We start from the raw sequence: 11,862 nt of genomic DNA, 5'->3' as shown, positions 1-11,862 counted from the left end.
CAGGAGGCCCGCGGTCCTCGCAGGCTGGGTGTCGGTCGGGGTTCATCGGGAGCCCCGCGACGACAGGGGAACTGATGAAGGTCACGCGTCATCTCGGACGGAACAGGTGGGGCGGGTCGGGCAGGTCGGCCCGGTCGGACAGGTCCGGCATGGAGGCGGGCATCACGACAGCGGAGTACGCCGTCGGCACCGCCGCCGGGGCCGGGTTCGCCGGCTTGCTCTACACGCTGCTCACCGGCGCGTTCGGCGACCAGCTGCTGGGGCGGCTGTTCAAGCACGTCATGGGCCTGCTCGGCATCGGGTGAGCGCGGTGTGGTCTCGCGGGGGACGGACTCGCCCGGAGTCGGGTGCGGCGACTGCGGAGCTCGCGCTGGGCATCCCGCTCCTCGTGGCGCTGACCGCCGGCCTGGTCTGGATGCTGGCGGTCGGCGCGGCACAGGTGCGCGTCATCGACGCCTCCCGCGAGGCCGCCCGCGCCGTCGCCCGCGGCGACGACGTCGCCTCGGCGCAGGGCGTCGCAGTCCGGATCGCCCCCGAGGGTGCCCGAGTGCGGGTCGAGGTCGGCGAGTCCGACGTCGTGGTGACGACCAGCGCCCGGGTCACGGGCCCGGGCGGCCTGCTCGGCTCGCTGCCCGGCGTGACCGTCTCCGCGGAGGCCGTCGCGGTCGTGGAGGAGTCGTGATGCGCGGATCCGGGACCCGTGAGGAGCGAGGCGGGGTGACGGTGCTCGTGGTGGCGATGGCGGGCGTGCTGATGTTCGTCATGGTCGGCCTGGCAGCGGCCGGCGGCCTCGTGACGGCCCAACGCCGGGCCCAGGCGGCAGCCGACCTCACTGCCCTCGCGGGGGCGTCCGCGCTCGCGGACGTCAGCGATCCGACGGACGCCTGCGCCGCGGCCGACAGGGTCGCGGGTCGCAACGCAGCCGTGCTCGATGCGTGCACGCCTGACGGTCGAGCGATCCGGGTCACCGTCTCGGTGGCCGGCCCGGACGTCCCGTGGCAGGAGGTGAGGGTGACCGCCGAGGCGCGCGCCGGTCCCGGCTAGGCGTCAGGGGGTGGTGTCGCGGCGCTCCGGGTCCTCGGTGCGGCGCTCGGCCTCGACCCGCTCGAGCTTCTGGTTGAGCTCGGTGAGCTCCTTGCGCTCGCGGCGGTGGGCCAGGCTCCGCTTCGTTCCCCACTTGAGGATCGCGAAGCCCCACAGGATGGCTGCGCCGGCGGCCACCCCGACGAGGAACGACTCGAGGGTGGTGACGTTGAAGCCCAGGAGCTCCCCACCGCTGCCCGGCTCGCTGACGAAGAGGGCGGAGAGCACGGCGATGCCGCCGAGGATGATGAGCCCGAGACCGAGGATGACCATGAGTCGAATCTAGCCCTAACCGTCCACGTGCGGTGCACCCGCGAGGAGGGCGTCGAGCAGCAGGATCGCGCCGTCCTTGTCGAGCGGGTTGTTCTGGTTGCCGCACTTGGGTGACTGGATGCACGACGGGCAGCCGCTGGCGCACTCACAGCTGGCGATCGCCTCGCGCGTGGCGGTGAGCCAGGCGACGGCCGTGTGGAACCCACGCTCGGAGAAGCCGGCCCCACCCGGGTGGCCGTCGTACACGAAGACGGTGAGCACACCGGTGTCGGCGTGGCGGGCCGTGGAGACGCCGCCGATGTCCCAGCGGTCGCACGTCGCGAAGAGGGGGAGGAGGCCGATCGAGCAGTGCTCGGCCGCGTGGGCCGCACCCGGCACGTCGAGCGTGGCGAGGCCGGCCTCGGCGACGACGTCGTCGGGCACCGTCCACCACACCGCAGACGTGCGCAGGGTGCGCTCGGGGAGGTCGAGCGGCTCCTCCGACAACACCTCGCCGCCGGGCTGGCGCCGTCTGAGGAACGAGACCACCTGGTGCGACACGTCGACCTCGCCCAGGGACAGCTCGCACCCGCCCCACGAGCGGCGCTCGCGGGTGGCGACGATGCTGATGTCGGTGACCTCCCGCGCGGTGGTGGAGTACGACGGCTCGTCGCGGTGCATGGTCGCGACGTGGTGCTCGAGGTCGAGGTCCTCGACCAGCCAGGTCTCGCCCTGGTGGACGTAGACCGCGCCGGGATGCGCCTGGTTGTGGGCACCGCCGGCGTCGACGGTGCCGACGACCCGACCGGTGTCGGCCTCGATCAGCTGCACCGGCGACCCGCCGGCCGACCGGATGTCGGCCAGGTCGGCCGCCCGGCCCCGGTCGGTCCAGAACCAGCCGCGCGGCCGCCGCCGCAGCAGCCCGAGGGTCGTCAGCTCGTCGACGACGTCGCGGGCGGTGGCTCCGAAGAGCGGCAGGTCGGCCTCGGTGAGCGGCTGCTCCTGCGCGGCCGCGCAGAGGTGCGGACCCATGACGTGCGGGTTCGACGGGTCGAAGACCGACGCCTCGACCGGCGCACCGATGAGCTTGTCGGGATGGGTGACCAGGTAGGTGTCGAGCGGGTCATCCTTCGCGACCAGCACCCCGAGCGCGTCCTGCGCACCCCGCCCGGCCCGTCCGACCTGCTGCCAGAACGCCGCCCGGGTCCCCGGGAAGCCGGCGATGAGCACGGCGTCGAGCCCGCTGATGTCGATGCCGAGCTCGAGTGCGTTGGTCGCGGCCAGCCCGACCAGGTCGCCGCGGCGCAGCGCCGCCTCGAGCGCCCTTCGTTCCTCGGGGAGGTAGCCGCCGCGGTAGGCCGCGACCCGGTCCGGCAGCGACGGGTCGACCTCGGCGAGCAGCTCGGCCGCCGACAGGGCCACCTGCTCGGCGCCGCGCCTCGAGCGGATGAAGGCGAGGGTGCGCACGTCCTCGGCGACCAGGTCGGCGAGCAGGTCGGCGACCTCCGACGACGCGGCCCGGCGCACCGGCGCGCCGTTCTCGCCGGCATGGGAGGTGAACGGCGGTTCCCAGAGCAGGAGCGACACCTGCCCGCGCGGGGAGTCGTCGCGGGTCAGCGCGACCACGTCGAGCCCGGTCAGCCGCGACGCGGTGACCTGCGGCTCCGCGACGGTCGCCGAGGCGAGCACGAACGTCGGGTGGGCGCCGTACATCGCGCAGACCCGTCGCAGGCGACGCAGCACGTGGGAGACGTGCGCCCCGAACACGCCGCGATAGTGGTGGCACTCGTCGACGACGACGTACTGCAGCGACCCGAGCAGCCGCGACCACCGGTGGTGTGAGGGGAGCAGCGACCGGTGGAGCATGTCGGGGTTGGTGAGGACGTACTCGCCGAAGTCGCGCGTCCAGTCCCGCTCCTCGCGCGAGCTGTCGCCGTCGTGCGCGGCGAGGCGTACGTCGAGGCCGAGCGACGACAGGCCGGCGAGCTGGTCGTGGGCCAGCGCCTTGGTCGGGGCGAGGTAGAGCACCGACGCACCGCGCTCGCCGCGCGGCCCGCGGGACGCGCGGATCGCCGACAGTGCCGGCAGCTGGTAGGCCAGTGACTTGCCCGACGCCGTGCCCGTCGCGACGATCACGTGGTCGCCGGCGTGGGCCGCGTCGGCCGCCACCACCTGGTGCCGCCAGGGTCGCGCGACGCCCTGGGCGGCGTACGCCCCGCGAACGTCGTCGGGCACCCACTCCGGCCAGTCCTCGTGCACTGCCTCGCGGGCGGGCAGCACCTCCAGGTGGCGCAGGCGGTCCTCCCGACCGGGCACGCCGGCGAGTCGACGCACGAGCGCGTCGACCGGTGGCAGGACGCCGGGGCGGGAGGGCTTCACCTCGTGAAGTCTGGCAAAGGGCGGGGACGCCGCCCGAGGCGGCGTGGGGTGTGATGTGCGGAGGAGTCCTGCGGAACCCTTGTGACTCGTGGTTTGATACCACCCGGAAGAACGAAGGGGCACCTGCGTGCCCGAAGGCGCACTGTCCGAACGAGTTCGGGGACCGGGGAGCAGTCGTGGATCTCACCCTTGCGACACGCGAGGTGGACGGCCGTGCCGTCGTTGCCGTCGGCGGCGAGATCGACGTCTACACCGCACCCAAGCTGCGTGACTGCATCACCGAGCTCGTCGGTGCCGGCACCTACGACATCGTCATTGACCTCGAGGCCGTCGAGTTCCTCGACTCCACCGGCCTCGGCGTGCTCGTCGGCGGGCTCAAGAAGGTCCGTGCCCACGACGGCTCGCTCGACCTGGTCTGCACCCAGGAGCGTCTGCTCAAGATCTTCCGCATCACCGGCCTCGCGAAGGTGTTCGTGATCCACGACTCCGTCGGCCTGGCGCCCGGCGCCTGAGCCCACCGACGCCCGTCGTCACCCCTCCGGACGTGTCCGGAGGGGTTTTGTCACGATCGAATCCGATACCCCGGTGTGGTGTGGGTCACGCCGATCCGTGATCTGGGTCACGTCTGCGTAGACTCCGGCGCGTTCACGGATCTTTTCCAGTCCTAGGAGGACACGCATGACGGGGATCTTGCCCGCGGTCGTTGCGACGCCCGAGCTCGAAGGTGGCAACCTCGTCCTGGTCGTCGTCGTCGCCCTGATCGCGCTCGGCGCGCTCGGGATGGCCGCGATGTTCAGGTCGCAGGTGCTCGCCGCGGGCGAGGGCACCGACAACATGAAGACGATCGCCCAGGCCGTCCAGGAGGGCGCCAACGCCTACCTGCAGCGGCAGTTCCGCACGCTCGGGATCTTCGCCGCGGTGGCGTTCGTGGTCCTGTTCGCACTGCCCGCCGACGACATGACCGTCCGCATCGGCCGCTCCATCTTCTTCCTCGTCGGTGCCGGGTTCTCCGCTGCCATCGGCTACCTCGGCATGAGCCTGGCCGTGCGCGCCAACCTGCGCGTGGCCGCCGCTGCCGAGACGGAGGGCCGCGACCCCGCCATGGTCATCGGCTTCCGCACGGGCGCCTTCGTCGGCATGGCGACCGTCGGCCTCGGCCTGCTCGGCGCCAGCGTCGTCGTGCTGCTCTTCAAGGACGAGGCGCCCCACGTGCTCGAGGGCTTCGGCTTCGGTGCCGCGCTGCTCGCCATGTTCATGCGCGTCGGTGGCGGCATCTTCACCAAGGCCGCCGACGTCGGCGCCGACCTGGTCGGCAAGGTCGAGCAGGGCATCCCGGAGGACGACCCGCGCAACGCCGCGACGATCGCCGACAACGTGGGCGACAACGTCGGCGACTGCGCCGGCATGGCCGCCGACCTCTTCGAGTCGTACGCCGTCACGCTGGTCGCCGCGCTGATCCTCGGCGCCGCCGCCTTCGGCGACAAGGGCCTGGTCTTCCCGCTGCTGATCCCCGCGATCGGCGCGCTGACAGCCGTCCTCGGCATCTACATCACCAAGCCCCGCGCGAGCGAGAGCGGCCTGACCACGATCAACCGGGCCTTCTACATCTCCGCGGGCGTCGGCGCGCTCGCCTCGGTGATCCTGTCCTACTCCTACCTGCCCGGATCCTTCAGCGACTTCACCAACATCACCGGTCTCGACATGGCTTCCGCCGAGGGCGACCCGCGCTTCATCGCGTCAGCAGCCGTCGTCATCGGCATCGTCATGGCCGCCGGCATCCTCGCTCTCACCGGCTACTACACGGGCACCGAGTACCGCCCGGTCAAGGACGTCGCGAAGACCTCCCTCACCGGTCCGGCGACGGTGATCCTCTCCGGCCTGAGCGTCGGATTCGAGTCGGCCGTCTACACGACGCTCGTCATCGGTGCTGCCGTCTTCGGAGGCTTCCTGCTCGGCGGTGCGACGCTCACGGTGTCGCTCTTCGCGGTCGCGCTCGCCGGCTGCGGCCTGCTCACCACCGTCGGCGTCATCGTGGCGATGGACACCTTCGGCCCGGTCTCCGACAACGCCCAGGGCATCGCCGAGATGTCGGGCGACGTCAGCGAGGAGGGGGCGCAGATCCTCACCGAGCTCGACGCCGTCGGCAACACCACCAAGGCGATCACCAAGGGCATCGCGATCGCGACGGCCGTGCTTGCCGCGACGGCGCTGTTCGGCTCGTACGCCACCTCGGTGGCCGAGTCACTCGCCGAGTCCGGGTCCGACGAGATCCTCAACTTCCAGGTCTACAACCCGGCCGTCCTGGTAGGCGTGCTGCTCGGCGCGGCCGTGGTGTTCCTCTTCTCCGGCCTGGCCATCAACGCGGTCGCCCGCGCTGCCGGTGCGGTCGTGATGGAGGTCCGCCGCCAGTTCCGCGAGATCCCCGGGATCATGGAGGGCACCGGCCGCCCGGAGTACGGCAAGGTCGTCGACATCGTCACGCGCGACTCGCTTCGCGAGCTGGTGACGCCCGGCATCCTGGCCGTGCTTGCTCCGGTCGCCGTGGGCTTCGGTCTCGGTGTGACCGCGCTCGCCGGCTTCCTCGCCGGTGCCATCGGTGCGGGCACCCTGATGGCCGTCTTCCTCGCCAATGCGGGCGGTGCGTGGGACAACGCGAAGAAGCTGGTCGAGGACGGCCACCACGGCGGCAAGGGCTCCCCGTCGCACGAGGCCACCGTCATCGGCGACACCGTCGGCGACCCGTTCAAGGACACCGCCGGCCCGGCCATCAACCCGCTCATCAAGGTGATGAACCTGGTCTCGTTGCTCATCGCGAGCGCGATCGTCTCCCTGAGCGTCGGCAAGGACGAGAACGACGCGCTCCGCATCGTCATCGCCCTCGTCGCCGTCGCGATCATCACGGTTGCGGTCGTCATCTCCAAGAAGCGCGAGGTCGCGATCGCGGACGACGGTGACAACACCGGGTCCTCGTCGTTCGCTCCGCACCACGCCTGACCCCTTCAAGGACCCAGGCCCGTTCCAGACGTCATGGCGGCTGGTCGCTCCGGCGACCGGCCGCCATGACGCTTTCGTACGGGGCCGGGACGACCTGCGAGGCTGGGACCATGCCGTCCGACCTCGACTTCGCCGGGCCCCTGCGCGAGGCCCTGCTCGCCGCCGACTTCACCTACGACCGGGTCGCCGAGGCGATCGGCGAGGAGGCGCACCGGGCGCTCGGACGCAACGAGACCCTCCCCGCCCTGCGTCGTACGACGTCGGGTGCGCCCATCGACACCCTGGTCCGGCTCTTCCTGCTGCAGACCCCGGTCGCCCGCGACGACGCGGAGCGGGCGCTCCCCGGCCTGGTCGACCGGTTGTGCAACGCCGGGCTGCTGGAGCAGAGCGTCAGCGAGGTCGCGGCCCGCACCGACTGCCGGCCCTACGCCACCTCGGAGGCAGGACGCGACCGTGACCTCTGGGTCGTCTCCGACCTCACGCCCGGCCTCGACGGAGCCCCGGTCGCGGTCGGCCCCGACCACGTCCTGGGCATCTCGAGCGCCTCGACGAGCCTGGCGCAGCTGACGATGCGTGAGCCGGTCGGCAGCGCGCTCGACCTGGGCACCGGGTGCGGCGTGCAGGCACTGCACCTCGCTGCGCACGCGCGCTCCGTCGTCGCGACCGACGTCAACGAGCGGGCGCTCTGGATGACCCGGCTCAACGCCGCACTCAACCAGGTCGAGGTCGACGTCCGCGACGGCTCGTTCTTCGAGCCGGTCGCCGGCGAGCGCTTCGACCTCATCGCCACCAACCCGCCGTTCGTGATCTCCCCGGCGACCGGCGAGCGGCTGGTCTACCGCGACTCCGGCCTCCCCGGCGACCGCGTCGTCGAGCACATCGTGCGCACCGGGCCCGACCACCTCACCGAGGGTGGCTGGCTGCAGGTCCTCGCCAACTGGGCGATCGTCGACGGGCGACCGTGGGACGAGCGGCTCGGGTCGTGGTTGCGCGACGACTGCGACGCGCTGGTCGTGCAGCGCGAGACGCTGGACCCGGCGGCCTACGTCGAGCTGTGGCTCAAGGACAGCGGGCACCACGGGCGTCCCGACTACGCCCAGCGCTACGACACGTGGCTGTCGTGGCTGGAGGACACGGGCATCGAGGGCGTCGGGTTCGGCTGGATCAACGTGCGGCTGGGTGGGGGAGGCCGCCACGACCTCCTCGAGTGGCCGTACGACGTCGAGCAACCGATCGGCCCGGCGATCCACGAGTGGGGCGAGGCGGCGACGGCGCTTCGCGGGCTCACCGACGACGAGCTGCTCCGCAGCGTGCTGCGTGCCCGGGAGGACGTCCAGCAGGAGACGGTCGGCCGGCCCGGCGCGGAGGACCCGGAGGCGATCGTCCTCCGTCAGCAGCGCGGCTTCCGGCGCGCGCGGACGGCCGACACCGTCGAGGCCGCCCTCGTCGGGGCCAGTGACGGCGACCTGGCGCTCGGCCAGCTGCTGGGGGCGATCGCCGCGCTGCTGCAGCGCGACGAGGCCGACCTGCACGAGACCTACCTGCCGGTGGTGCGAGAGCTGGTGGGGGAGGGCTTCCTGGTCCTCGACTGATCCCTGGCCCACCGCTGCGGGTGGTCTCCGAAGCGAGGTACTTGTGTCGACAGGCGAGCAAAAGTCGCCTGCTCGTTGACGTGACGCGGGTCACGTGCCTACGTTGCTAGTCGGCTCCCAGCCACCTCGGGAACAGGAGACCCCCCAATGAAGCATCCTTATCGCACTGGGCTCACGGCCGCCGTCGGCGCCGCCCTCTGCCTGCCCATGCTGGCGGCGACCACCGCGGCCAGCGCCCACGAAGGCCACGACGACACCGCCCCGCCCCCGCCCGCCGGGGCGTTCCAGAAGGTCACGCTCAACGACCACCCGGGCGAGGCCATCGACCTCGCCGTGCTGCCCGACGGCGACGTGCTGCACACCACGCGCGCGGGCGTGATCTGGCACAACGACGCCCAGACGGGCGTCAACAGCGTCGCCGGCCGCATCCCGGTCTACCTCCACGACGAGGAGGGCCTGCAGAGCATCGCCCTCGACCCGGGGTACGACGGCAAGAAGAACAAGTGGATCTACCTCTACTACTCGCCGCCGCTCGACACCCCGGCCGACGACCCGGCCACCGCCTCCATCAACGAGGGCGATGCCCCGGAGACCGGTACGGCGGCGGACTTCGCGCCCTACAAGGGCCACCTGACCGTCTCCCGGTTCCGCTACTCCGGCGGCCAGGTGGACACCGGGTCGGAGCAGAAGGTGCTCGACGTCCCGGTCGACCGCGGCATCTGCTGCCACGTCGGCGGTGACATCGTCTTCGACTCGGCGGGCAACCTGATCCTGTCGACCGGTGACGACACCAACCCCTTCCAGTCCGACGGCTTCGTGCCGCTCGACGAGCGCGCCGACCGCAACCCCGCCTTCGACGCCCAGCGCACCTCGGCCAACACCAACGACCTGCGCGGCAAGATCCTGCGGATCACGCCCAAGGCCGGCGGCGGCTACACGATCCCCGAGGGCAACCTGTTCGCCCCCGGCACGCCGAAGACGCGCCCGGAGATCTACTCGATGGGCTGGCGCAACCCGTTCCGCATCGAGATCGACCCCGACACCGACGACATCTGGGTCGCCGACTACTCGCCCGACGCCCGCAACGCCGACCCCAACCGCGGCCCCGCCGGCCACGGCAAGTGGGCGGTCGTGGACGAGCCGTCCAACTACGGCTGGCCCTATTGCGCCACGGCCGAGCTGCCCTACAACGACTTCGACTTCGCCACCCGCACGAGTGGCGCGAAGTTCAACTGCGACGCCCCGGTCAACGACTCGATCCACAACACCGGCCTGCGCGAGCTGCCGCCCGTGGAGCAGCCGGAGGTCTGGTACGGCTACGGCCTCTCCCCGGAGTTCCCCGAGCTCGAGACCGGCGGCATCGGCCCGATGGCGGGTCCGGCGTACCAGTTCGACAAGAAGGCCACCAAGGGTCGCAACCCCGTTGCCTGGCCCGAGCGCTACGACGACACCCCGCTGTTCTACGAGTGGACCCGCGACTACATCAAGGGCTTCCACCTCGACGACGGTGAGGTCGCCGCGATCGAGGACGTCGTCCCCGACATCGTCACCGACAACCCGATGGACATGGAGTTCGGCCCCGACGGCGCGCTCTACGTGCTCGAGTACGGCGACGGCTACTTCGCCGAGAACCCCGACGCGCAGCTGTCCCGGATCGACTACATCGGCGAGGGCGGCAACCGCAGCCCGGTCCCGGCGATCACGGCCGAGCCGACAGCGGGCAAGGCGCCGCTGACGGTCGCGTTCTCCAGCGAGGGCACCACCGACCCGGACGGCGACACCAAGCTGAAGTACGCCTGGGACTTCGACGGTGACGGCAAGGTCGACAGCCGCAAGGCCAGCGGGTCCTACACCTACACCGAGGACGGCAGCTACCGCGCCACGTTGACGGTGACCGACCAGGGCGGGCGCCGCGCCTCGACCGACGTCGACGTCGTCGTCGGCAACGAGGCCCCGGTCGTCGAGTTCGTCACCCCGGTGGCGGGCCAGGCGTTCAGCTTCGGCGACACCGTGACGTACGAGGTCAGGGTCACCGACGACGAGCCCGTCGACTGCAGCCGGGTCACCGTGACCTACGTGCTGGGCCACGACACCCACGGCCACCCGCAGTCCACGGCCTCGGGCTGCACCGGATCGCTGACCACCTCGGTGCCCGAGGGTCACGACCCCGCCACGGACGACCTCGCGGCCGTCTTCGTCGCGGAGTACACCGACACCGGCTCCGAGCCCGGTCTGAGCGGTTCGGACGAGGTCGTCCTCGAGCCGGCCGGCTGATCCGAGGCGAGGCGGACCCGGGTCACCCCGGGTCCGCCTCAGCCCCCGCCTTTCCCCGTGCACCCCCGGTCCACCCCCGACATCCCGAGAACCCCCCGAGAAAACCAGGAAGAAGGCAGCACATGTGTTTCGGATATGACGGCGACGCCGCCCTGCGCGAGTCGCTCGAGAGGAAGGGCGCCAGCCGCCGCGGCCTGCTCCGCGGTGCCGTGGCAGGCGCAGCAGGAGCCACCGTGCTCGCCGCAGGCTCCCCGGCCCTGGCCGCCAAGCCCAGCCAGCACCCCGGCAAGGGTCACGGCCACGGACGGCAGAAGGAGGTGCCGACCGACCTGATCAGCATCCAGCTCTACACGCTGCGCGCGAAGATGACGACCGACGCCGAGATCCAGCTGATGCTCGACCAGCTCGCGAAGTACGGCTACGAGCGCGTGGAGCGGGCCGGCCTCTACAGCTACACCGCCGCCCAGTTCAAGGCCGCGCTCGACGCCCGGGGCATCTGGGCCTCGTCGAGCCACGATGGGATCAGCACCACCACCCCCAACGGACCCGTCCTCGACCCGGCGAAGCTCAATGCGAAGCTCGACGACGCGCAGACGTTCCGCCAGAAGTACATCAACGTCCCCTACCTCAACTCCAACAGCAAGAGCGACTGGCAGATGTGGGCCGACCAGATGAACACCGAGGCGGCCGCCGCCCGCAAGCGCGGCCTGCGCTACGGCTACCACAACCACGCCCACGAGTTCACCATCGACCTCGGTGGCGGCGAGACGCCGTGGGACGTGCTCACCAGCGAGCTCGACCCCAAGCTCGTGCACCTCGAGGTCGACCTCTACTGGGCCTACACGGGCGGGGTCAACACGGGTGCGGCCGACCCGCTGCAGTTCGCGATCGACGTGATCAACTCGGCCCCACAGGAGGTCCGCCAGTACCACGTCAAGGACCGCCACGGTGCCGACGCGGCTCTGCTGTACGGCCAGACCCCCGGTGACATGGCCGACCTCGGTCTCGGTGTCATCGACTTCCCGACGATCTTCAAGGCCCACCAGGTCGAGGAGTACATCGTGGAGAACGACACCCCGGACTTCTGGCCGGCCGCGACCGCCAACACGGGGTTCCGCTACCTCGACGGTCTCGACTTCTGACCCGTCCGGCAGCCTGACCCGCTCGGGCCCCACGTCCTCGTGACGTGGGGCCCGAGCCGTGCCCGGGGCGGACCCGCAGTGGCCCCTGCGGACGGCCGAGGGGTGGCGATCTCGCGAACTGGCGCTACCGTTGCCGCGCTGAGCAA

The 11,862-nt window shown here is 71.5% G+C and carries 10 protein-coding genes; 8 read left to right on the top strand and 2 right to left on the bottom strand.

Annotated features, from left to right (window positions below):
- Positions 1 to 149 precede the first annotated feature (149 nt).
- The 3 genes from JOD65_RS00775 to JOD65_RS00765 are packed head-to-tail and all read left to right on the top strand — an operon-like array spanning position 150 to position 1,044.
- A complete protein-coding gene (locus JOD65_RS00775) occupies positions 150 to 305 on the top strand; it encodes a DUF4244 domain-containing protein (RefSeq protein WP_204810889.1) in 156 nt (51 codons plus the stop codon).
- A 5-nt stretch (positions 306 to 310) separates the two neighbouring features.
- A complete protein-coding gene (locus JOD65_RS23540; protein ID WP_191194217.1) occupies positions 311 to 682 on the top strand; it encodes a TadE family protein in 372 nt (123 codons plus the stop codon).
- Entirely contained in the window at positions 682 to 1,044 is a 363-nt protein-coding gene (locus JOD65_RS00765; protein ID WP_191194218.1) for an Rv3654c family TadE-like protein, read from the top strand. The genes JOD65_RS23540 and JOD65_RS00765 overlap by 1 nt, the downstream gene beginning before the upstream one ends.
- A 3-nt stretch (positions 1,045 to 1,047) precedes the next feature.
- Here the strand turns inward: JOD65_RS00765 and JOD65_RS00760 are convergent, their stop codons facing one another.
- Together JOD65_RS00760 and sftH are read right to left on the bottom strand one after the other, a co-directional pair.
- Complete coding sequence (locus JOD65_RS00760; protein WP_191194219.1) at positions 1,048 to 1,356, bottom strand: hypothetical protein; 309 nt, start codon at positions 1,354 to 1,356, stop codon at positions 1,048 to 1,050.
- Positions 1,357 to 1,371: 15 nt separating this feature from the next.
- Positions 1,372 to 3,714 (bottom strand): DEAD/DEAH box helicase, encoded by a 2,343-nt coding sequence (sftH, locus tag JOD65_RS00755; protein WP_191194220.1) that lies wholly within the window; start codon positions 3,712 to 3,714, stop codon positions 1,372 to 1,374.
- Between the two features lie 176 nt (positions 3,715 to 3,890).
- On the opposite strand from sftH, the gene JOD65_RS00750 reads away from it, so the two are divergent.
- From JOD65_RS00750 to JOD65_RS00730, 5 genes are all read left to right on the top strand, one after another.
- Complete coding sequence (locus tag JOD65_RS00750) at positions 3,891 to 4,226, top strand: anti-sigma factor antagonist (RefSeq protein WP_129427178.1); 336 nt, start codon at positions 3,891 to 3,893, stop codon at positions 4,224 to 4,226.
- A gap of 166 nt (positions 4,227 to 4,392) precedes the next feature.
- A complete protein-coding gene (locus JOD65_RS00745) occupies positions 4,393 to 6,708 on the top strand; it encodes a sodium-translocating pyrophosphatase (protein ID WP_191194221.1) in 2,316 nt (771 codons plus the stop codon).
- A gap of 110 nt (positions 6,709 to 6,818) precedes the next feature.
- Positions 6,819 to 8,300, top strand: coding sequence for a DUF7059 domain-containing protein (locus JOD65_RS00740; protein WP_191194222.1), 1,482 nt, complete (start codon positions 6,819 to 6,821; stop codon positions 8,298 to 8,300).
- A 147-nt stretch (positions 8,301 to 8,447) separates the two neighbouring features.
- Positions 8,448 to 10,574: a PQQ-dependent sugar dehydrogenase gene (locus tag JOD65_RS00735; protein WP_191194223.1), complete on the top strand. Its 2,127-nt coding sequence runs from the start codon at positions 8,448 to 8,450 to the stop codon at positions 10,572 to 10,574.
- Between the two features lie 122 nt (positions 10,575 to 10,696).
- Entirely contained in the window at positions 10,697 to 11,716 is a 1,020-nt protein-coding gene (locus tag JOD65_RS00730) for a sugar phosphate isomerase/epimerase family protein (RefSeq protein ID WP_191194224.1), read from the top strand.
- Positions 11,717 to 11,862: the final 146 nt, after the last annotated feature.

It is taken from the genome of Nocardioides cavernae (assembly GCF_016907475.1).
GTDB lineage: Bacteria > Actinomycetota > Actinomycetes > Propionibacteriales > Nocardioidaceae > Nocardioides > Nocardioides cavernae.
The sequence above is the reverse complement of the archived record's forward strand: the minus strand, read 5'-3'. Positions and strand labels throughout refer to the sequence as shown.

Bases quoted from the DNA above. Each gene is read 5' to 3' on its own strand.
- JOD65_RS00765 (WP_191194218.1), top strand. From the start codon at position 682: ATGCGCGGATCCGGGACCCGTGAGGAGCGAGGCGGGGTGACGGTGCTC.
- JOD65_RS00735 (WP_191194223.1), top strand. From the start codon at position 8,448: ATGAAGCATCCTTATCGCACTGGGCTCACGGCCGCCGTCGGCGCCGCC.
- JOD65_RS00730 (WP_191194224.1), top strand. From the start codon at position 10,697: ATGTGTTTCGGATATGACGGCGACGCCGCCCTGCGCGAGTCGCTCGAG.
- JOD65_RS00745 (WP_191194221.1), top strand. From the start codon at position 4,393: ATGACGGGGATCTTGCCCGCGGTCGTTGCGACGCCCGAGCTCGAAGGT.
- JOD65_RS00775 (WP_204810889.1), top strand. From the start codon at position 150: ATGGAGGCGGGCATCACGACAGCGGAGTACGCCGTCGGCACCGCCGCC.
- JOD65_RS00740 (WP_191194222.1), top strand. From the start codon at position 6,819: ATGCCGTCCGACCTCGACTTCGCCGGGCCCCTGCGCGAGGCCCTGCTC.
- JOD65_RS00760 (WP_191194219.1), bottom strand. From the start codon at position 1,356: ATGGTCATCCTCGGTCTCGGGCTCATCATCCTCGGCGGCATCGCCGTG.